This is a genomic window from Mycobacterium sp. DBP42, from assembly GCF_005924235.1.
GTDB lineage: Bacteria > Actinomycetota > Actinomycetes > Mycobacteriales > Mycobacteriaceae > Mycobacterium > Mycobacterium syngnathidarum.
Window position 1 is genome coordinate 21,797 of sequence record NZ_VCMY01000040.1, and the last position, 20,779, is coordinate 42,575.

General features: G+C 64.6%; 22 protein-coding genes. 15 read left to right on the forward strand and 7 right to left on the reverse strand.

The window, feature by feature from the left end:
• Window positions 1–56 precede the first annotated feature (56 nt).
• From E0T84_RS25625 to E0T84_RS25660, 8 genes are all read left to right on the forward strand, one after another.
• Window positions 57–905 carry a CbbQ/NirQ/NorQ/GpvN family protein gene (locus E0T84_RS25625; protein ID WP_070945170.1) on the forward strand — a complete coding sequence of 283 codons (849 nt, stop codon included), beginning with the start codon at window positions 57–59 and terminating at the stop codon, window positions 903–905.
• Window positions 906–992: 87 nt separating this feature from the next.
• Entirely contained in the window at window positions 993–2,108 is a 1,116-nt protein-coding gene (locus E0T84_RS25630) for an ABC transporter substrate-binding protein (RefSeq protein ID WP_070945074.1), read from the forward strand.
• A 1-nt stretch (window position 2,109) separates the two neighbouring features.
• Window positions 2,110–3,237 (forward strand): spirocyclase AveC family protein, encoded by a 1,128-nt coding sequence (locus tag E0T84_RS25635; protein WP_138745895.1) that lies wholly within the window; start codon window positions 2,110–2,112, stop codon window positions 3,235–3,237.
• Window positions 3,230–4,117, forward strand: coding sequence for an SDR family oxidoreductase (locus E0T84_RS25640; protein WP_138745896.1), 888 nt, complete (start codon window positions 3,230–3,232; stop codon window positions 4,115–4,117). Before E0T84_RS25635 ends, E0T84_RS25640 begins: the two co-directional genes overlap by 8 nt.
• 13 nt (window positions 4,118–4,130) lie before the next feature.
• The gene (locus E0T84_RS25645; RefSeq protein WP_138745907.1) at window positions 4,131–5,597 is read left to right on the forward strand and encodes an aldehyde dehydrogenase family protein; all 1,467 of its coding nucleotides are present in this window, start codon (window positions 4,131–4,133) and stop codon (window positions 5,595–5,597) included.
• A gap of 12 nt (window positions 5,598–5,609) precedes the next feature.
• On the forward strand, window positions 5,610–6,818 hold the full coding sequence (locus tag E0T84_RS25650; protein WP_070945071.1) for a cytochrome P450: 1,209 nt from the start codon (window positions 5,610–5,612) through the stop codon (window positions 6,816–6,818).
• Between the two features lie 37 nt (window positions 6,819–6,855).
• Window positions 6,856–8,124, forward strand: coding sequence for a cytochrome P450 (locus E0T84_RS25655; protein WP_138745897.1), 1,269 nt, complete (start codon window positions 6,856–6,858; stop codon window positions 8,122–8,124).
• Between the two features lie 31 nt (window positions 8,125–8,155).
• Complete coding sequence (locus E0T84_RS25660) at window positions 8,156–9,031, forward strand: mycofactocin-coupled SDR family oxidoreductase (protein WP_138745898.1); 876 nt, start codon at window positions 8,156–8,158, stop codon at window positions 9,029–9,031.
• A 2-nt stretch (window positions 9,032–9,033) separates the two neighbouring features.
• On the opposite strand, the gene E0T84_RS25665 is transcribed toward E0T84_RS25660, so the two are convergent.
• Window positions 9,034–9,666 carry a TetR/AcrR family transcriptional regulator gene (locus E0T84_RS25665; protein ID WP_138745899.1) on the reverse strand — a complete coding sequence of 211 codons (633 nt, stop codon included), beginning with the start codon at window positions 9,664–9,666 and terminating at the stop codon, window positions 9,034–9,036.
• Between the two features lie 125 nt (window positions 9,667–9,791).
• Between E0T84_RS25665 and E0T84_RS31950 the strand changes: the two genes are divergently transcribed.
• From E0T84_RS31950 to E0T84_RS25675, 3 genes are read left to right on the forward strand one after another with little or no spacing between them, the layout of a single operon-like run.
• Window positions 9,792–9,929 (forward strand): hypothetical protein, encoded by a 138-nt coding sequence (locus tag E0T84_RS31950; RefSeq protein WP_171055173.1) that lies wholly within the window; start codon window positions 9,792–9,794, stop codon window positions 9,927–9,929.
• A complete protein-coding gene (locus E0T84_RS25670) occupies window positions 9,926–10,705 on the forward strand; it encodes a spirocyclase AveC family protein (RefSeq protein ID WP_138745900.1) in 780 nt (259 codons plus the stop codon). Before E0T84_RS31950 ends, E0T84_RS25670 begins: the two co-directional genes overlap by 4 nt.
• Before the next feature lie 53 nt (window positions 10,706–10,758).
• Window positions 10,759–11,955, forward strand: coding sequence for a cytochrome P450 (locus tag E0T84_RS25675; RefSeq protein ID WP_138745901.1), 1,197 nt, complete (start codon window positions 10,759–10,761; stop codon window positions 11,953–11,955).
• A gap of 4 nt (window positions 11,956–11,959) precedes the next feature.
• On the opposite strand, the gene E0T84_RS25680 is transcribed toward E0T84_RS25675, so the two are convergent.
• The 5 genes from E0T84_RS25680 to E0T84_RS25700 all read right to left on the reverse strand — a co-directional run bounded on the left by E0T84_RS25680 (window position 11,960) and on the right by E0T84_RS25700 (window position 15,664).
• Window positions 11,960–12,298: a hemophore-related protein gene (locus E0T84_RS25680; RefSeq protein WP_138745902.1), complete on the reverse strand. Its 339-nt coding sequence runs from the start codon at window positions 12,296–12,298 to the stop codon at window positions 11,960–11,962.
• Window positions 12,299–12,415: 117 nt separating this feature from the next.
• On the reverse strand, window positions 12,416–13,780 hold the full coding sequence (locus tag E0T84_RS25685; RefSeq protein WP_075910163.1) for a cytochrome P450: 1,365 nt from the start codon (window positions 13,778–13,780) through the stop codon (window positions 12,416–12,418).
• A 43-nt stretch (window positions 13,781–13,823) separates the two neighbouring features.
• A complete protein-coding gene (locus tag E0T84_RS25690; RefSeq protein WP_070188400.1) occupies window positions 13,824–14,018 on the reverse strand; it encodes a ferredoxin in 195 nt (64 codons plus the stop codon).
• 34 nt (window positions 14,019–14,052) lie between these two features.
• Window positions 14,053–14,913 carry a mycofactocin-coupled SDR family oxidoreductase gene (locus E0T84_RS25695; RefSeq protein ID WP_138745903.1) on the reverse strand — a complete coding sequence of 287 codons (861 nt, stop codon included), beginning with the start codon at window positions 14,911–14,913 and terminating at the stop codon, window positions 14,053–14,055.
• Window positions 14,914–14,962: 49 nt separating this feature from the next.
• The gene (locus E0T84_RS25700; RefSeq protein ID WP_070188402.1) at window positions 14,963–15,664 is read right to left on the reverse strand and encodes an SDR family NAD(P)-dependent oxidoreductase; all 702 of its coding nucleotides are present in this window, start codon (window positions 15,662–15,664) and stop codon (window positions 14,963–14,965) included.
• Window positions 15,665–15,927: 263 nt separating this feature from the next.
• On the opposite strand from E0T84_RS25700, the gene E0T84_RS25705 reads away from it, so the two are divergent.
• A complete protein-coding gene (locus tag E0T84_RS25705) occupies window positions 15,928–17,406 on the forward strand; it encodes an aldehyde dehydrogenase family protein (RefSeq protein ID WP_070188403.1) in 1,479 nt (492 codons plus the stop codon).
• On the forward strand, window positions 17,403–18,617 hold the full coding sequence (locus tag E0T84_RS25710) for a CaiB/BaiF CoA-transferase family protein (protein ID WP_075910156.1): 1,215 nt from the start codon (window positions 17,403–17,405) through the stop codon (window positions 18,615–18,617). Before E0T84_RS25705 ends, E0T84_RS25710 begins: the two co-directional genes overlap by 4 nt.
• 278 nt (window positions 18,618–18,895) lie before the next feature.
• Here E0T84_RS25710 and E0T84_RS25715 read toward each other — a convergent pair whose 3' ends face one another.
• Window positions 18,896–19,093: a hypothetical protein gene (locus tag E0T84_RS25715; protein WP_070188405.1), complete on the reverse strand. Its 198-nt coding sequence runs from the start codon at window positions 19,091–19,093 to the stop codon at window positions 18,896–18,898.
• A gap of 20 nt (window positions 19,094–19,113) precedes the next feature.
• Between E0T84_RS25715 and E0T84_RS25720 the strand changes: the two genes are divergently transcribed.
• Together E0T84_RS25720 and E0T84_RS25725 are read left to right on the forward strand one after the other, a co-directional pair.
• The gene (locus tag E0T84_RS25720; RefSeq protein ID WP_070188406.1) at window positions 19,114–19,905 is read left to right on the forward strand and encodes an ABC transporter permease; all 792 of its coding nucleotides are present in this window, start codon (window positions 19,114–19,116) and stop codon (window positions 19,903–19,905) included.
• A 13-nt stretch (window positions 19,906–19,918) separates the two neighbouring features.
• Window positions 19,919–20,776: an ABC transporter permease gene (locus tag E0T84_RS25725; protein WP_036448723.1), complete on the forward strand. Its 858-nt coding sequence runs from the start codon at window positions 19,919–19,921 to the stop codon at window positions 20,774–20,776.
• The last annotated feature ends 3 nt before the right edge of the window (window positions 20,777–20,779 follow it).

The window sequence follows — 20,779 nt, forward strand, 5'->3', positions numbered from 1 at the left end:
CCACGATAGGCTCACTTCCGTACCGCAGCGTTGCGGCTACGGCGAAAGGTGTGTTGATGGCCAACGAGTCCGGGCTCGCTCACCAGAACGGCGCCAGTTCGCAGGCTCTGAGTGCACGTCCCTACTACCGACCGGTCGGCAACGAGGAGATCGTGTTCAAGGCGGCGTACCGCCAGGGCCTTTCGCTGGTCTTGAAGGGGCCGACGGGGTGCGGTAAGACGCGCTTCGTCGAGGCGATGGCCCACGACCTCGGCCGGCCGTTGATCACCGTCTCCTGCCACGACGACCTCACCACCGCCGACCTTGTGGGTCGGTATCTGCTACGCGGCGACGAGACGGTGTGGATGGACGGGCCGCTGACCCGCGCCGTGCGGGAAGGTGCGATCTGCTACCTGGACGAGGTGGTCGAAGCTCGGCAGGACACCACGGTGGTGCTGCACCCACTGTCCGACTACCGGCGCCAGTTGCCGATCGAACGTCTCGGCATCACGCTCGATGCGGCACCGGGATTCGGTCTCGTCATGTCCTACAACCCGGGCTACCAGAGTGTGCTCAAAGACCTGAAGGACTCGACGCGCCAGCGGATGGTGGCCATCGAGTTCGGTTTTCCGGATCCCGATGTCGAAGAGGGGATCATCGCTCACGAAGCGGGCGTGGATCATGCCACGGCTGTCGAGTTGGTGCGGTTCGGCCAGGCGATCCGGCGCCTGGAGACCGGAGGCCTGCGTGAGGTCGCGTCGACCCGGGTGCTGATCGCAGCGGGACGGCTCATCGCCGAAGGCCTGCCGGTCGCGGTGGCGGCCAGGGTGGCGATCGCGGGGCCGCTCACCGATGACGTTGCGGTGGGTCGCGGTCTGCACGAGTTGATCGACGTCTACCTGGGTGGATCCGCATCACGTGATTGACGGTGTGCCCGGCCGCCATTAGTGTCTGAACAAATATTAGGTCTGCCCACGGCGCCTGTGCGATGAGCGCCGAAACATGGAGGTCAGATGTCGTACGAGAGCACTGCGCAGCCCATCAAAGTCGGCTATTTGATGGATTTCACCTTGCCGCCGGGTTTCCCGGAAGAACTGATGGCCTCGTTCACCCAGACGTTTGAGCTGGTGTTCGAGGAGGCAGTTGAGCAGGGCCTGATGGATCGCCCGGTGCAGATGATCTACCGCGAGGTGGAAGGGCTGCCGAAGGGATCGGTCAAGGCAGTGATCGACGCCTTCGGTGAGCTTGTCGACGAGGGTTGCCTGGTGGTGTTCGGGCCGAACATCACCGACAACTGCGTGCCACTGCGCGAAGCGATCGAGGACCGCTTCAAGGTGCCGGCGATCAGCGTTACGGGCACCGACGACTGGCTCGGCGAGTGGACATTCGCCTTCCCCCAGGGGTCGATGACCGACGAACCCATCTTCCTGGCGGATTTGGTCTCCAAGCGGGGCCTGACCGAGATCGGCGTCCTGGTCGAGCAGAACCTCATCGGTGACAGCTATTTGAATAATCTGCGAACTGCATGTGCGCGCAAGGGTATTCGTATCGTCGCGGAAGCCGCGATCGCACAGACTGCCCAGGACATCAACGCCGCGGTGAGCACGCTGCACGAGGCGAAGGCCGAGGCGATCGTGCATCTCGGTTTCGGTTTCGGCATCGTCTTCATCAACCCCGCGCTCGAGGCCGTCAACTGGGACCCGCCCCGTTTCACCACCACCGCGTTCCAGAACGCATGGGTCAACCCGATCATGTGGAGCGCGTTTCTGGGCTGGGTCGGGGTCGACCAGTACGACGAGGGAAACACCGTCGGACAGGCCTGGTTGGATCGGTATGCGAAGCGGTACAACGGGAGTCGCCCCGAGTACTGCGTGTCGGTGGTCAACCACGACGTAGCGGCCACGCTGGTGCGCGCCTTCACCGACGCGCATCCGTTGAGCCCGCGCGGGGTCAAAGAAGCGCTCGAGCGCGTGAAGATGATGCCCGCGGCGTCCGGCGCGCCGGGAACCCGGGTGTCCCTGGGGAAGTGGACGCGACGCGCATGGATGGGGCCGGGATATCTGGTCGCGCGGACCCTCGATGCCGACGGCATCAACTCGCACCTCGTCGACCGGTTCGGGGCGGAATGACATGACTACCAGGGAATCCCTACCGCCTGACACACAGGTCAAGCCGCCGCGCAAAGGGCCGAACTGGGGCCGGGTGGTGGCGCTGCTCGCCTGGCTCGGCTTTCTCGGCCTGTTCGTCGCGGTCGGGCGGACGGACGTCGACTCGCGGGTGGCCAACCCGAACGTCGAGGGGCGGCCACGTCCCGTCGCGTTCCTGACCGCGTTCGACCACTGGCAGATCATCCCGCAGGTGGGTGCCGTGATCATCGTCGTGGCGTTCACCGTCATGTTCGTTGCCTGCTGGCGGAAAAACCCCGGCAGTCCGGTACTGCTGATGGTGCTGTGCACGACGCTGATCGTCTGGCAGGACCCGATCATGAACTGGTCGCCGTACGCGGTATACAACCCGATGCTGCTGCACTGGCCAGAGAACTGGTACCTGATCATGATGTCGCCGACGGTGGAACCGTTCATCGTGTTCGGCTACGTATTGTTCTATTTCGGACCGTACTTCCCGGCGATCTGGATTCTTCGCAAGCTGCAGGCCAAACACGGTCCAGAGGCCTTCGTCACCCGACACCCGCTGGTCAGCCTGGGCGCCCTGGTGCTGGTCATCGGGTTCATCTTCGACGCCATACTGGAAGTCAGCCTGGTGCGGACCGGACTCTACATCTACTCGCAGGCGATTCCGTTCGGAACGATGTTCGGTGGCAGCACCTTTCAGTTCCCACTCATCTGGGAATCGCTCTCGGTGACGTTCGTGATGATCCCGGCGGCGATCCTCGTTTATCGCGACGACACGGGAAAGTCGGTGGCCGAGAAGCTCGCTGCGAAGGCGAGGCTCTTCCCGACGAAGCCCGTACTCGGCACGTTCCTGGTGATGTTCGCGATCATCAACGTGTCGTACTTCGCCTACGGTGGCTGGTTCTGGGCGATCAAGGCCAGCGGACTCGCCACCTCGGTCGCCTGCCCGTGGCCATATCCCGAGGCCAAGATCTATGACCCCCAGGGCTACTACCGGGCGAACGGTGCCGAGGGGCCGTACTCGGTGGGCAAGTGGTCCACCTGGCAGCAGGGACCGTCCCGCAACCTCGACGTCGAGCTGGGTTCGAAGAGCGATCGGTGCGCAACGGGGAACCAGCATGACTGAGCGCACAGTCCTCATCACGGGTGCGTCCCGCGGGCTCGGCTTCGCTTCGGCCACGCACCTTTATCGCGAGGGGTGGCGCGTGGTGGCTGCGATGCGCTCGCCGGATCGCGGAATGACACTGCTGCGGGAGGCGACGGGCGCAGGGAACGATGACGACCGGCTGATCGGCATCCAGCTCGACCTCACCGACGCTGCTTCGATCGCCGCGGCGGCCAAGGCTGTTACCGAAACCCTCGGGGCACCGCATGCGGTGGTTCACAACGCCGGGATCTCGGCGGCCGGAATGGTCGAGGAGACACCTCCGGACCTGTGGGAGCGAATGTTCGCGACCAACGTCTTCGGACCGGTGGCGCTCACCAGGGCGTTGCTGCCGTCGATGCGAGACGCCGGACGGGGCCGCATCGTGCTGATCTCCAGCGCTGCCGGGGTTCGTGGAATGCCGGCCACCGCACCATATTCGGCGGTCAAAGGGGCGCTGGAACGGTGGGGGGAGTCGATGGCCGGTGAGGTCGGGCCGTTCGGGATCGGCGTCACGATTCTGGTCACCGGTACCTACGACACGGAGATCATCACCGACGCGGGCACGACGGACGTCCGCGACCTCGACGGGCCCTATGCCCGCCACCACCGCACGATGGACAAGCGGGGGCGGGCCATGATGAAGCGCGCGGCCCGGCCCCCCGCAAAGTTCGCCGCGGGTCTGGCCAAAGCCCTCGACAGCCCGAAACCCTTCGTCAAGACCGCTGTCGGCCCCGACGCACGAATGTTGTTGATCGCCAACCGTTTCCTGCCCGCGGCGGGTTTGCACCAGATGACCCGGCTGATGATGGGAATCCCGCGGTTCGGCGCACTCCGAGGGGAAGGTGCGGGCCGTGACTGACTTCGAATCGAGAATGCTGCTCGACGGCAAGCTCGTCGACGGTCAGGACGGCACGTTCACCAACATCAACCCGGCGAACGAAGAGGTCCTGGGAGAGGTGTCGGACGCGTCGAAGGCCGACATGAACCGGGCCATCGACGCCGCCCGCCGGTCGTTCGACGAGACCGACTGGTCCACCGATCATCAACTCCGCAGCCGCTGCCTCGAACAACTGCACGAGGCCATCGAACGTGAGGTCGAGGAGCTGCGCGAGGAGCTCATCCGCGAAGTCGGTGCACCGCGCGCCGTCACGCACGGACCGCAACTCGACGCGCCCCTCGCCGACGGACTCAGGTACCCGGCCCGGTTGATCGAAACATTCCCGTGGGAAACCGATCTCGGTGACACGGTGGTCTCGGTCACCGGCGTGAACACCACCCGAAAGGTGTGGCACGAGCCGGTCGGCGTGGTCGGTGCCATCGTGCCGTGGAACTTCCCGTTCGAGGTCGCGATCAACAAGCTGGGGCAGGCGCTGGCGACCGGCAACACCGTGGTGCTCAAACCGGCGCCCGACACGCCGTTCAATGCCACCCGACTCGGCCGGCTCATCGCCGAGAACACCGATATCCCCGCGGGTGTGGTGAATGTCGTGACAGCGTCGGACCACCTCGTCGGCGAAGCGCTCACCCTGTCACCGAAGGTCGACATGATCTCGTTCACCGGCTCCACGGCCGTGGGCAAGAGGATCATGGAAAAGGGTGCCGCAACCATGAAGCGGCTGTTCCTCGAACTCGGCGGGAAATCGGCGACGATTGTCTTGGAGGACTTGGATGACACAGCGTTCAATTCCGCATGTTTAATCGGTATCGGCCCGTTGCTGCACGCCGGGCAGGGCTGCGCTGCTCCCACTCGAATGCTGTTGCCGCGCTCCCGCTACGACGAGGGCGTCGCGATCCTGAAAGCCATCTACGAGAACATCACCCCTGGTGATCCGCAAGACCCCGGAACCCTCTGCGGTCCCGTCATCTCGGCCAAACAGCAGGCACGCATCCTGGGCTACATCGCCAAAGGAGTCGACGAAGGCGCCACGATGCTCGTCGGCAGTACGCAGGCGCCGACGGCATCTGGGCTGTATGCCAAGGGATTCTGGGTCAACCCAACCCTTTTTACCGATGTGGACAACTCGATGACGATCGCGCAGGAGGAGATCTTCGGCCCGGTCCTCGTGGTCATTCCCTACGAGGATGAAGACGACGCCGTCCGTATTGCCAACGACAGCCCGTACGGACTCGCCGGCAATGTGATGTCCGGCTCGCTGGACCGCTCGCTCGCCGTCGCCCGCCGGTTGCGCGCCGGGTTCATCGGGCTCAACGGCACCGCGGGGTACGGCGCGGACACCCCGTTCGGCGGCTACAAGAACAGCGGTGTCGGGCGCCAGAACGGCACCGCCGGATTCGAGCAGTACACCGAGATCAAGTCCGTCGCATACCCGGCCGGCTAGGAGGGGAGAACTTTGTCGCAGCTATTTGACGACCTCGAGGACTTCGGCTCGTTCGACGACGCCGTCTCGGGAGACGTCCGGGATCCGTTCCCGGAGCTCGCCAGGCTTCGGCGCGAGGAACCGGTCCAGCGGATCGACATGTCGGCGATGCCGGGGGAGGCGGGTAAGCCCGTCTTCATCGTGTATCGCTACGAGGATGCCCAGCAGATGCTGCGCGACAATCTGACGTTCTCGTCGTCAGGCGTCATCGCGGCGTTCGGTCCGGTGCTCGGCGACCGGGTGATGCTGGGTATGGACGAACCGGTGCACGGCCGGCTGCGTTCGCTGGTGTCGAAGGCGTTCTCGCAAAAGGCCTTGGCGCGTTGGGAAGACGAGCTGGTCGGTCGCGTTGCCAACGAGCTCATCGACAGGTTCGCGGCCAAGGGCAAGGTCGACTTGGTCAAGGAATTCACGTTCGACTATCCGAGCCGCATCATCGCCGGGCTGCTGGGACTGCCCGAGCAGGACTATCCGCAATTCCAGCGGTGGTCCATCTCGCTGCTGAGTTGGATCATGAACCCGGAGCGCGGGCTGGCGGCGTCGGCCGCGTTGTGCGAGTACTTCGCGCCGATCCTGCAGGCCTGCCGTGCCGAGCCGAAGGACGACATGATCAGTCTGCTCGCCGAGGCCGAGATCGACGGCGAAAAGCTCACCGATGAAGAGATTTTCTCGTTCCTGCGGCTGCTGTTGCCTGCCGGCGTGGAGACCACCTACCGGTCCCTGGGCAACCTGCTGTTCGGGTTGCTCACGGACACAACGCAGCTGGGTGCCGTCAAGGCCGACCGGTCATTGCTGCCGCAGGCCATCGAGGAAGCGGTGCGGTGGAACCCGCCACTGCTGACCATCACGCGTACCACCACCTGCGACACCGAGCTCGGTGGGGTGCACATTCCCGAAGGTTGTTCGGTGATGCCGATGCTCGGTTCGGCGAATCGACAGGAAGATCGGTGGGAGAACCCGGACCAGTTCGACATCTTCCGCACCGCCAAGGGCAGCCTGGCCTGGGGTCACGGCGTGCACGTGTGCCTGGGCATGCATCTGGCGCGGCTCGAAATGCGTACTGCCGTCAACCTTCTGCTGGACCGGCTGCCCAACCTGCGGTTGGACCCGGACGGAGACGACCCGCACATCCGCGGGCAGATCTTCCGGTCACCGACGTCGCTGCCGGTTCTGTTCGGATGACAACCCCGCGCAACGAAAGCCATCAGGAGAGCGTGAGATGACCGACTTCGAGACGGTGGATTTCTTCACCGACCCGGCATTGATTCCCGACCCGTATCCATACTTCGACCACTTGCGGTCCAAATGCCCTGTCACCCAGGCCACCCCGTTCAACGTCGTCACCGTCACCGGCTACGACGAGGCGCTGGCCGTCTACAAGGATCCGGCGTTCTCATCGTGCGTGTCGGTAGCGGGCCCGTTTTCCGGGATGCCCTTCGGGCCGGGCGACAGTGACGACGTCACCGACCTGATCGAACGACACCGCGGTGCAGTTCCGATGGCCGAGCACATCACCTCGCAGGATCCCCCGCTGCACACCCGGACCCGGGGGCTGATGAACAAGCTGATAACGCCGAAGCGCCTCAAGGAGAACGAGGACTTCATGTGGCGGCTGGCCGATCAGCAGCTCGACACCTTCATCGACAAGGGCGGCTGTGAGTTCCTGTCGGACTACGCGAAACCGTTCTCTCTGCTGGTCATTGCGGATCTGCTCGGGGTCCCGGCCGAGGATCACGAGGAATTCAAGGCGGCGTTCGCGCTGGAGACAGTCGGCGAGCTCGGCAAGGAAGCGCCGACGACGCACAACCCCCTGCAGTGGCTCAACGAGAAGTTCTACGGCTACATCGAGGACCGCAGGCGCGCGCCACGCGAGGACGTGCTGACCGGGCTGGCGCAGGCGAAGTACGAGGACGGTTCGACGCCTGATATCGAAGACGTGATGAACCTGTCGACATTCCTGTTTGCGGCAGGTACGGAGACCACCACCAAGCTCGTCAGCTCGGCGGTCCGGTTCATCGGAGACAACCCGGGATTCGAAGAGATGCTGCGCGGGGACCGCGGCAAGATTCCGGCGTTCCTAGAGGAGGCGCTGCGGATGGAAAGCCCGGTCAAGTCGCACTTCCGGATGGCCAGCAAGACCACCAGCATCGGTGCTGTCGAGGTTCCGGCGGGTACGACCGTCATGGTGCTTCCCGGCGCGTGTAACCGTGATGAGCGGAAGTTCCTCGAACCCAACTCATTTCAGCCCGACCGCAGCAATGTGCGGGAACAGATCGCGTTCATCCGTGGTGTTCACTCCTGCCCCGGTGCCCCGCTGGCCCGTGCGGAGGGCCGGATATCGCTCAATCGGATCCTCGACCGGATGAGCGATATCACGATCTCCGAAGAGCATCACGGGCCGGTCGACAACCGCGACTACACCTACGAACCCACGTTCATCATGCGTGGTCTCGCCGAACTACACATCACGTTCACCCCACTCGGCTGAACCCGGCCGGCATCAGACTAAGGAGTCGTACATGACCGGAAAGCTCGACGGCAAGGTCGCTTTCATCACCGGTGCGGCGCGCGGGCAGGGCCGGGCACATGCGGTGGCGATGGCCAAGGAGGGCGCCGACATCATCGCGGTGGACATCTGCCGTGACATCCCGTCCAACCCCTACCCGTTGGCCACCCCCGAGGATCTGGCCGAGACCGAACGCAAGATCAAGGAACTCGGCCGCCGAGTGGTTGCCCGGGTGGCCGATGTGCGCGAGCGCCACGAACTGCGCGATGCGGTCGAGGCGGGTCTGGCCGATCTCGGCAGGATCGACATCGTGGTCGCCAACGCCGGAATCCTGCCGATGGCCATGGGCAACCCCGATCCGATGGGCTTTGTCGATGCCTCCGACGTCGACCTGTTGGGTGTGATGAACACCGTGGCGGTGGCGATCCCGCATCTGCCCGCCGGCGCATCCATCATCGTCACCGGTTCCACTGCCGGGATGATCCGCGGCACCACCACCAGTCCCGACATGGGCCCCGGCGGTGCAGGATACGGCTGGAGCAAGCGCATCGTCATGGAGTACGTCGACGAGATGTGTCTTCACCTGGCGCCGAGGATGATTCGGGTCAACGCCATCCACCCGACAAACTGCAACACGCACCTGCTGCAGAACGAGGGCATGTACGGGGTGTTTCGCCCCGATCTCAAGGCCGCCGGCAAGACGGCAACCCGTGAAGATGCCGAGCCGCTCTTCAATCTGTTCCAGGCGATGCCGATCCCGTACATCGAGCCGGAAGACATGGCCAATCTGGGTGTGTTTCTGGCCAGCGACGACAGTCGCTACATCACGGGCCAGCACATCCGTGTCGATGCCGGTTCACTGCTCAAGTGGCCCAACGGCCCTCAGTAAGTCTATCGCGCGGGGCGGTGCAGAAAACCGTGCAACAGTGCCTGGACGAGTTCGTCGACGATCGCTTCTCGGGACGGGGGGCTATCGCCGAAGAATGTCGACCGCAGGGCGACCATGCCGACGATCAACGCCACAGCCGAGTGCGCCGGCAGGTCGGGCTGCGTCGACCTCATTCCGCGCATCTGCATGCCTTCCGCGCTGATCTGACCGAGTAGGCCAAGGGCACGTCCGATGTCGGCGATACCGGTACCTTCGATCTCTTCGGCACTGAGGCCGTCGGACGCGACGAGTGTCAGAAGCAGGCCTTGATGGGCTACGAGAAGATCGAAGAGCCGGCCTGCGAATTTCCGGGTCAGCTCTTCTTCGTCGGTTTCTTCCGGCACCACGGCCTGCCAGGTCTGGCCGAACTCGTCGACGAAGTCCGTGAAGGGCAGCACCAGAGCTTCCCGGAACAGCCCGGCTTTGGAACCGAAGTGACGGAACAACAGGTATTCGCTGACGTCGGCGGCGTGAGCGATCTCCCGGGTGGTGGTGCTGCGGTAGCCCTGCCGGGAGAACAGATCACGAGCTGCGCGGAGCAACAGTCGGCGCGCCTCTCCGCGCGGTCGCTTTGGTGCCGAACGTCCCTGGGGCATGGCTTGTTTTCTCCTATCTCCCCAGACCAGCGCTGGCAATCAGCTTCACGATAGGCGACCTTGACCGGCGCAAAATAATAGTGTCCACTATTAAAACTGGCACAACGTATCCCGAGGGGGTGGAAGTGGGCGCAATGATCATGTTGGGCACCCTGTTTGGCTTGATCATTCTGATCGTCGGTCTGGTGCTGTATTTCGACCCGGAGGCGCGTCGTACGCCGCCCGAGGCGCAGCAGGTGTCGGACCGGGAGCTAGGACAGTGAGCCTGCAGCTATTGATCAACGCCGGCGTAGCGTTCGCCTATATCAGCGGCCTGGGGTTCCTGGCTGTCGGCATCTACTTGAGTGTGCGACGCGGACGGCTGCACCCGTTGCTGCTGCTGTGCATCTCGGCGCTGTCGTTCTCCTGGATCGAGGCACCGTACGACTGGGCGGTATACGCGCAGTTCCCGCCGGAATTGCCGCGGATGCCGTCGTGGTGGCCACTCAACTTGACCTGGGGCGGACTGCCTTCGGCGGTTCCGGTCGGCTACATGGGGTACTTCGTGCTGCCTGCCATCATCGGTGCGGCACTTGGCCGTTGGGCGAGCCGGAGATGGAACTGGCGGCGACCACAGACATTGCTGCTGGTTGGTTTCGGTGTCGGGTTTCTCTGGGCCTTCGCCTTCAACGCGATCGTCGGTGCCCGGCTCGGCCTCTTCTACTACGGCTACGTCATCGAGGGTCTGGCGGTGTGGTCGGGGACCATACACCAGTACCCGATTTACGACTCCATCGCGATGGGCCTGCAGATGATGCTGTTCACCTACCTACTGGGGCGTACTGATTCGCAGGGCCGCAACGTGATCGAGATTTGGGCCGACAAGTTGGCGAAGACGAGGCTGCAATCGGGCGTCCTGTCAGTGCTCGCCGTGATCGTGATCGGCCACGCGGCCTACGCCTCGGTGTTCGCACCCCATCTGATCACCAAGCTCGGTGGCTGGGTGAACGTCGGCCCGAGCGAGCAGCTCTTCCCTGGTGTGCCGAACCAGCCCCAATAGCGTTCGACAGCGAATCGCAGGGACACTCCACATGATTGGAAGGTAGGACGACGATGAGCACCGACTCGACGGTGGAGTTGTACTACGACCCATTCGATTTCACGATCGACGATGATCCGTACCCCGTGTGGCGGCGGATGCGCGAAGAAGCCCCGCTGTACTACAACGACAGGTACAACTTCTACGCGCTGAGCCGCTACGACGACGTCGCCGCTGCCCTGCCCGATTGGCAGACCTACCGGTCCGGGCGTGGCACCACCGCCGACATCCTGTTCAGCGGTATCGAGGTGCCGCCGGGCATCCTGCTGTTCGAGGACCCACCGTTACACGATCTGCACCGGCGCCTGCTGTCCCGGGTCTTCACCCCGCGCCGCATGCTGGCGGTCGAGAATCTGGTCCGCGGATTCTGTTCTCACGCGCTCGATGCCCTCATGGAAGCCGACGGATTCGACTTCGTCGTCGACCTCGGCGCGATCATGCCGATGCGCACAATCGGCTACCTGCTCGGGATTCCCGAGGACGGGCAGCAGAAGATCCGGGAACGCACCGACAAGAACATCTCGGTGGGCGACAACGCCGGCGACGTCAGCGCCACGATCTTCGCCGAGTCGCTCGCGGAGTTCGCCGAATACATCGAATGGCGCTCTACCCATCCCTCCGATGACCTGATGACAGACCTGCTCAACGCCGAGGTCGATGAACCGGACGGTACCCGCCGGCGCCTGGACCGCACCGAAGTTCTGGCCTACACGGCGATGATTGCCGGGGCCGGCGGTGAAACTACCGCCCGGCTCATCGGCTTCATGGGGCAGTTGCTCGGTGAGCATCCAGACCAGCGTCACGAGCTCGCCGCTGATCCCAGCCTGATCCCGTCGGCGGTCGAAGAGACACTGCGATTCGAGCCGCCGTCACCGGTGCAGGCGCGCTACGTGGCGTGCGACGTCGAGTTGTACGGGCAGACCGTGAGCGAAGGCTCTTACATGCTGCTGCTCAATGGCTCGGCCAACCGGGACGATACCCGCTACACCGATCCGGACCGGTTCGACATCCACCGCAAAGGCAGCCATCTGAGCTTCGGTCAGGGGCTGCACTTCTGCCTCGGTTCAGCACTGGCTCGGGTCGAGGCGCGGGTGGCCTTCGAAGAAGTGCTGAAGCGCTGGTCCGACTGGGAGGTCGACTACGACCACGCGGACCGAGCACACACCTCAAGCGTGCGGGGCTGGGCCCGGATGCCCGTCAAGACCGGCTGACCGATCAGTAGTTGTTGCAGCTGCCCGCGATCATGTTGATCGGCCCGAAGTACTGCTGGGCGGCCGGGCTGGCCTGCAGCTGCGCCACCGTCTGCTGACGTTCGGCAGGCCCCGAGGCCAGGAAGTTACGCAGCGCGCCCTGAGCGAACGGGGAAGCGTTGAACTGCTGAGCCAGGTCGGGCCGCTGAGCGTTGAGCGCCGCCATCACCTGCTCGTAGCTGCAGGTGGTGTTGACGACGCCGCTGAAATCCGGCTGGGCAGACGCCACACCCGGCACCAGCGGAACCGACAGCGCCAGACCGCCGATGGCGGCCGCGATGTACTTGTAAGAAGACTTGATCACGTGTTGGAACCCCCATGTTGTACGCCCGAAAAGGCGACGCCTTGCACGTTTGCCGGACCCGACCTCATTCGAGGTTAACAGGCGGCAGACGGACAAGGCGTCCTCGCGAAAGCGGCCTCAGTCGATGACGGCGGCTTCCTTGCGCTCGGTGATCGGCCGGGCCAACTCCTGCTCATTGCAGATGCGCTGCAACTTCTCCAGGGTCTCGTCCAGGCCGGGGCCGAGCTTGTTGCCCGGGGTGAACCGCGCGGGAAGGTTCCGCATGCCCTGGATGACGCCGATCGTGTCATAGTGCACGGTGCCCTCGGGGTCGCACACATAGTCCGGCATCCGGTCCAGCACGGCGGTGAGCATCGACTTGAACACCGTGCGAGCCACGTTCGAACCCACACAGCGGTGCACGCCGATACCGAAGCTGAAGTGCCGGTTGCCCTTCCGATCCAGGACGATCTCGTTGGGCTTGTCGAACACCGACGGGTCGCGGTTGGCCATCGCCCAGGACAGCCACAGCCGCTCGTACTGCTTGAACTGGTGCCCCGCAACCTCGACGTCCTCGGCGAACGTGCGCCCGTCCCCGGGTGCCGGGGTGAAGAACCGCAGGAACTCCTCGGTCGCCGGGTGCAGCAGGGTGTCGCGCTCCCGGCTGAGCCGCTCGCGCTCGTCAGGATGATCGCCCAGCCATTCCAGGGCATGAGCGGTCAGGGCGGTGGTGGTGTCGAACCCGCCGCCGATGACCAGGCCGAGGTTGCCCAGGATCTCCATATCCGGTGCCGGCTCACCGTCGATGCGCAACTGCAGCAGGGCATTGACGAGACCCGGCCGAGGTGTCTCCCGGATCTCCATCATGTTGTTGATGATGTCGATGCCCATCTCGCGGTGCTGCTCGTTGATCTTCTCGCGATCGGGGGAGTGCTCGGGGGTGTACACCGACGCGTGGGTGGGCTCGCTGTAGACGTTCCACTTCTTGAGCTCGATACCCATCATGGCCAGGGTGAACACCGCGGGCACCACGTTGGCCAGATGCTCGACGAAGTCGATCTCGCCGGATTCGATGTGCTCATCGAGTGCGGCGCGGGTGATCTCGTCGACGAATGGTTCCCAGCGCTTGATCGCCGCGGGAGACAGATACGGATTCAGCGCACCGCGGTAGGCGCTGTGTTCGGGCTCGTCCATTTCCAGGATGCCGCCGCGAACGACGGTGGCACGGCTGGCCTTCGGGATGGTGATGCCCTGAAAGGGGGTCTCACCGCTGATGTCGTGGTGGTTGGACACCACTGGACAGCGAGCCAGTTCGAACACGTGCTTGCTGTCGGCGGCGATCCAGTGCCCGTTGTAGACATCGGTCCAGGCCATCGGGCACTTGGCGTGCATTTCTTCGGTGATGTCCTGGAACTGCTCCCGGTACTCCGGGGTGTGCCGGTCGAAATGGATCTTGTGTTTCTTGCGGTCGTCGTCGGTAACGACATCGCGGTCGATACTCACGGCGTTGTCTCCCTTTGTCATTGGCCGGCCTGATTGGCCGTCGTCATTCCTCGATGAGGATGGCCTGCTCGGGGCAGGACTGTGCTGCCTCCCGGACCGCGTCCTCCTGGTCGGCGGGCACCACCTCGGAAACCGGCGACGCGTGGCCGTCGACATCGTCGAGTTCGAACGAGTCGGGCGCGATCATCGAGCACAGGGTGTGGCCCTGGCACCTACTGGAATCGACCGAAACCTTCACTGCGCCAACTCCTTTCCAATCACTGGATACGGCATCAGACGTGGTAGTCGTACCACTTGAGGTAGCCGCCGGCGTCGACCCGCAGCTGCATGCCGGTGACGTAACGGGCCTCTTCGGAGGCCAGCCACAGCACCGCGTTGCTGATGTCCTCGGGCTCGATGAAGTTGACCTTCATGGCCTGCTGCACGCCGAACACGGGCTCGGCATCGGCGCGGGTGGGGTTTTCCAGGTCCGGCCGGAACGAGCGGTACATCGGCTCGCTCTGCAACATGTTGGTGTTGCAGTTGGTGGGGTGGATGACATTGGCCCGGATGCCGCGCACGGCCAGTTCGGTGGCCAGTGCGTGGACGTATTCGGAGATCAGCCGCTTGGACACCATGTAGCCCATGCCGCCCGGATCGCTACCGGGGTTGGGCTTGCTGTGGGCGTCCATCAGAGCTGCGGCCGACGCGGTCGCGATGATCGAGGCGCCTTCCTTGAGGTGCGGTAGTGCGACCTGGATGGCGTTGATGGTGCCGACGAAGTTGGTGTTGATGCCGTCGGTCCAGGCCTGCATCGCGGGCTGGCCCTTCATCGCTGCGACCCCGGCCTGGGCCACGACGATGTCGAGCTTGCCGAATTCCGCGAGCCCCGACTCCAGCGCGGAGCGCAACTCGGCCTCGTTGCGGACGTCGGCCTGGGCGGTGACGATGCGCCGGCCGGTCTTCTCGACATAGTTCTTGGTCTCTGCGAGATCTTCTGCCGTCGCCATTGCATAGCCGACGGTGTCGTAGTTCTTACAGATGTCGACCGCGATGATGTCGGCGCCCTCTTCGGCCAGCCGGATCGCGTGGCTGCGGCCCTGACCACGTGCCGCGCCGGTGATGAATGCGACCTTGCCCTCTACCCGTCCCACTGCATGTGTCCTTTCGCTTCAATGATGTTTTGTGTGCGTCGCTTACGCGTCAGGTGTTGCGGCCGCCGTTGACCCCGAGGATCTGGCCGGTGATGTAGCCCGCCTCCTCGGAGACGAAGAAGGCGCAAGCGGCGGCAATGTCCTCCGGCTTGCCCATGCGCCGCACCGGGGTCTGCTCGATCTGCTTGTCGGTGTCGCCGAGGAAGCCCTTGCCCGCGGCCTTGCGCAGCATCGGGGTGTCGATGAAGCCCGGCGGCACTGCGTTGACCGTGATCCCGCTCGGTCCGAGTTCCAGCGCCAGGCTCTTGGTCAGGCCGTTCACCGCTGACTTCGCCGCGACATAAGGCGACATGAAGGGCTGACCCGAATGCGTGCTCGACGAGGAAATGTTCACGATGCGGCCCCAGCCGGCTTCGAGCATGTCGGGAAGCACGGCCTGGATGCAGTGGAATACACCGTTGAGGTTGACGTCGATGATCTGCTGCCACTTCTCGAACGAGACGTCGCTGAAGCGCTTGAAGCAGTCCAGGCCGGCGGCGTTGACCAGCACCGAGATCGGGCCGAGTTGGGCGCGAACCGCATCGAGTGCGGTGTCGACCGCGGCCCGATCGGTGACGTCGGCGACGTGTGCGAATTCGTCATCTGATGGCTGCAGGTCGAGGACTGCGACGTTGAGGCCGTCGGCGCGCAACCGAGCGGCGATGGCCGCCCCGATGCCCGAACCTCCTCCGGTGACAACGGCGTTCTTCATGACAGTTCTCCGGTCGCCGGGCGCCGCCGGGCTTTCTCAAGGCTCAAGAATCATCCTTCCGATTATGAGAACCGTACTCTCGGATTGGCTCTCGCCGCAAGATCTGGGCCCAACCTGCATGCCGCCTGCGCGGATGGTGGATTCGCAGCGAACAGGGCATGACTAGCTGATCTAGCTTTCACTTGAGTTCTCATCGAGCGAATGTATGATTCGCCGGTGATGAGAATGCAGTTTCCATCACAGTAGGGAATCGCCTGAGGAGGATGATGCAGCAGGAAGCGCCGACCATCGCGCAAGAACAGCGGGCTGACCGGAAGTTGTTGATCGGCGGAGAGCTGCGCGAGACGCCGCGGACGTTTCCTTCCGTGAATCCAGCTACCGGTGAGGTGTTCGGTTACGCACCCGACGCCACCGTCGCCGATGCGCAGGCTGCGGTCGCCGCGGCCCGCGAGGCATTCGACAACACGGACTGGTCCACCAACACGGAACTGCGGATCCACTGCCTGGAGCAGCTGCACCAGACCCTGATCGAGCATCGCGACGAACTGGCCGCACTGACCACCACCGAGGTGGGCGCCACCGCGGCGCTGTGTGCCGGCGCGCAACTGGACGGTCCGATCGACATCGTGCGGTACTACGCCGAGTTGCTCAAGACCTACCCCCTGACCGAGGACCTCGGAAACATCGAGAGCCGCGGCATGCAGCATCACCGGTGGGTGGAGAAGGAAGCCGGCGGCGTGGTGGCCGCGATCATCGCCTACAACTATCCGAACCAGCTGGCGCTGGCCAAGCTCGCGCCCGCGCTGGCTGCCGGTTGCACCGTCGTGCTCAAGTCGGCTCCGGACACCCCGCTGATCACGCTGGCGCTCGGCGAGCTGATCGCCAATCACACCGACATCCCGGCCGGCGTCGTCAATGTGCTCTCGGGTGCCGACCCAGAGGTCGGTGCGGTGCTCACCACGAGTCCCGACGTCGACATGGTCACCTTCACCGGTTCCACGCCGACCGGCCGGCGCATCATGGCCGCGGCCAGCGAGACCTTGAAGAAGGTGTTCCTGGAGCTCGGTGGCAAGTCGGCCGCGATCGTGCTCGACGACGCCGACTTCAACACCGCCGCACTGTTCTCGGCGTTCAGCATGGTCACCCACGCCGGTCAGGGCTGTGCGCTGACCTCGCGGCTGCTGGTGCCGGCCAAACACAAGGACGAGATCGTCGAGCTGATCAAGAACAACTTCGGCCTGGTGAGGTATGGCGATCCGACCGATCCCAAGACCTACATGGGGCCGCTGATCAGCGAGAAGCAGCGCGACAAGGTCGACGGCATGGTCAAGCGCGCCGTTGAGGCCGGTGCCACGCTGGTCACCGGTGGCGAGAAGGTCGACCCCGGCTACTTCTACACGCCGACGCTGCTGGCGGATGTCGACCCCGACAGCGAGATCGCCCAGGAAGAGGTCTTCGGACCGGTGCTGGCCGTCATCGCCTACGAGGGCGACGACGACGCGGTGCGGATCGCCAACAACTCGATCTACGGGCTGTCCGGCGCGGTGTTCGGCAGCGAGGACCGCGCGCTGGCGGTGGCCCGTCGCATCCGGACGGGGACGTTCTCCATCAACGGCGGCAATTACTTCAGTCCCGACAGTCCGTTCGGCGGATACAAGCAGTCGGGTATCGGCCGGGAGATGGGTGCCGCCGGACTCGAAGAGTTCCTGGAGGCCAAGACGTTCGCCCGGGTGCTGTCATGACCGCCGGTGGTCCATTGGCAGGCGTCCGCGTCCTAGAGGTCGCGATGTACGGCTTCGTCCCCTCAGCCGGGGCCGTGCTGGGGGAGTGGGGTGCCGACGTCATCAAGGTCGAGCACGCCGTCACCGGTGACCCGCAGCGTGGTCTGCGCCAGACCGGGCCGCTGCGCGTCGAGGGCGATCCCAACCCGAACATCGAGCATGCCAACCGCGGCAAGCGCAGCATCGGGCTGGACATGTCCGTGTCTGAAGGCCGCGAGGTCCTGCTCGAGCTGGCCAAGAAGGCCGATGTGTTCCTCACCAGCTTCCTGCCCGGGCACCGGCAGAAGTTCGGCATCGACGTCGAGGACATCCGCGCGGTCAACCCGAAGATCATCTACGCCCGCGGCAGTGCCCTCGGCCCCCGCGGCGAGGAGTCGGTCAAGGGCGGCTACGACATGACCGCATTCTGGTGCCGGGCCGGCACCGCCGCGACGATCACGCCGGCCGGCATGGAGGGCATGATCGCGCCCCCGGGGCCCGCCTACGGTGACACCATCTCGGGCACCAACCTGGCCGGCGGGATCACGGCAGCGTTGTTCAAGCGCGAGCGGACCGGTGAGCCATCGATCGTGGACGTGTCGCTGTTGGGCAGCGGCCTGTGGTCGATGGGTCACACCGTGGCGCTGACCCAGCATCTGAACCAACTGATGGTGACACCGCCGCCCGGGGTGCACGGCTCGCCGATCAACCCGCTCGTGGGTCTCTACGGGACGGCGGACGACCGCTACATCTCGTTCGTGATGATGCAGCCCACCAAGTTCTGGGCCGACGTCTGCCGGCACATGGACCTCGAGAGCTACATCGACGACCCGAGGTTTGCGACTGCCGAATCGTTCGCGGAACACACGCCCGACGCGGTCGAGATCCTCACCGAGGCGATGAAGAAACGCACTTTGCCAGAGTGGAGCGAGCGATTCGCCACGCTGGCCGGTCCGTGGGCCCCGGTGCAGGACACCCTGCAGGCGGCACAGGATTCCCAGATCCGGGCCAACGAGTACCTGGTGCAGGCCGGCGAGCTCGAGTTGGTGGCCAACCCGGTGCAATTCGACGTCACGGCGCCGAGCACCGGGCCGGCGCCGGGCTTCGCCGAGCAGACCGATGACATCCTGGGCGAACTGGGTTTGGACTGGGATCGCATCATCGAACTCAAGACCGCCGGCGCTGTCACCTAGGCTGCCGTCCCGATGCCATTGATCGCCACCGTCGCACTCCGCCCGTCGTCAGCGGCTGCCGTTGCAGCCCACGGCGTGGACGGTCGCACGGTGCAACCGTCCACCGGGACCGGTCCCAATTGTCAACTACGGGAGCAAGTTCTGCGTTATTTGCCCTCGCGACAGATAGCAGGTCCGATAGCATCAGGCAGTCGGGGGGCGGTCGCGGGGACGAGTCTGTCCGGCTTCATCGGTAGGTCCGGTGGGGTCAACAAGATCCGCGGAAGGCAGGAGGTGCGTCAAATGTCCGAGCGCACCTCGCATTTGCCGGCCAGTTTCGAGCCGAACGGCTCGGTATCGCGCTGGTACGTGAAAGGCATTGCACCCCAGATGGTTTCGGTGAAGATCGGGTGCCCGGCCAGCCGGTTGGCAGGTACCGGGTACGACACGACGCTGTTGGCTCCGCAGGCTGCACCGACCGCGGCGCCGGCAGCCACCAGCCGGGACAGGAGCGCTCATGGCGGATAAGTGGTCGACCGGGGTATCGCTACGCAACCTCTCGGGTCCGATGCAGGCGGTCGGAGCGTTGTTCGCGATGTCGCTGGATGCCTTCCGGTTCATCTTCAAGCGGCCGTTTCAGGGGCGCGAGTTTCTGGAGCAGTGCTGGTTCGTGGCGCGGGTGTCGATGGCACCGACGCTGCTGGTGGCGATTCCGTTCACCGTGCTGGTGAGCTTCACGTTGAACATCCTGCTGCGAGAGTTAGGTGCCGCCGACCTGTCGGGCGCGGGTGCGGCCTTCGGTGCGGTGACCCAGTTGGGCCCGATGGTGACGGTCCTGATCGTCGCCGGCGCCGGGGCCACCGCGATGTGCGCGGATCTCGGCTCACGCACGATCCGCGAGGAGATCGACGCGATGGAGGTGCTGGGCATCAACCCGATCCAGCGCCTGGTGACTCCCAGGATGCTGGCCTCGGGACTCGTGGCGCTGCTGCTGAACAGCCTGGTGGTGATCATCGGCATCCTCGGCGGCTACGTGTTCTCGGTGTTCATCCAGGACGTCAACCCCGGCGCGTTCGCGGCCGGGATCACGCTGCTGACCGGGGTGCCCGAGGTGATCATCTCCTGCGTCAAGGCGGCACTGTTCGGGCTGATCGCCGGGCTGGTGGCCTGCTACCGCGGGCTGACGATCAGCGGCGGCGGCGCCAAGGCAGTGGGTAACGCGGTGAACGAGACCGTGGTGTACGCCTTCATGGCGTTGTTCGTGATCAATGTGGTCGTTACGGCCATCGGTATCCGGTTGACGGCGTGAGGCAGGGGACGCAATGGGAACGATGACGATCCTGCGGTCGACCTATCCGCGGGTGACCCGGCAGTTCAACAAGCCGGTATCGACGCTGAGCCGGATCGGCGATCACACGCTGTTCTATCTCAAGGCGCTGGCGGGCACTCCGCACGCGGCCATGCACTACCGCAAGGAACTGGTCCGGCTCATCGCCGAGATCTCCATGGGTGCAGGCACCTTGGCCATGATCGGTGGCACGGTCGTGATCGTCGGGTTCCTGACCCTGGCCACCGGTGGTGTGCTGGCTATCCAGGGTTACTCGTCGCTGGGCAACATCGGCATCGAGGCACTCACGGGCTTCCTGGCAGCCTTCATCAACGTCCGGATCGCGGCCCCGGTGGTGGCCGGTATCGGCCTGGCCGCCACCTTCGGCGCCGGCGTGACCGCCCAGCTCGGGGCCATGCGGATCAACGAGGAGATCGACGCGCTGGAAGCCATGGCGATCCGGCCCGTCGAGTACCTGGTGTCCACCCGCATCGTGGCCGGGATGATCGCCATCACCCCGCTGTACGCGATCGCGGTGATCCTGTCCTTCCTGGCCTCCCAGTTCACCACCGTGGTGCTGCTCGGGCAGTCGGGTGGCCTCTATGACCACTACTTCACGACATTCCTCAATCCGATCGACCTGCTGTGGTCGTTCCTGCAGGCGGTCCTCATGGCCATCACCATCCTGCTGATCCATACCTATTTCGGCTATTTCGCCTCCGGCGGGCCCTCCGGGGTCGGGGTGGCCGTCGGCAATGCCGTACGTACGTCGCTGATCGTCGTGGTCTCGGTGACCCTGCTGGTGTCACTGTCCGTCTACGGCTCCAACGGAAACTTCAACCTGTCGGGTTAAGGG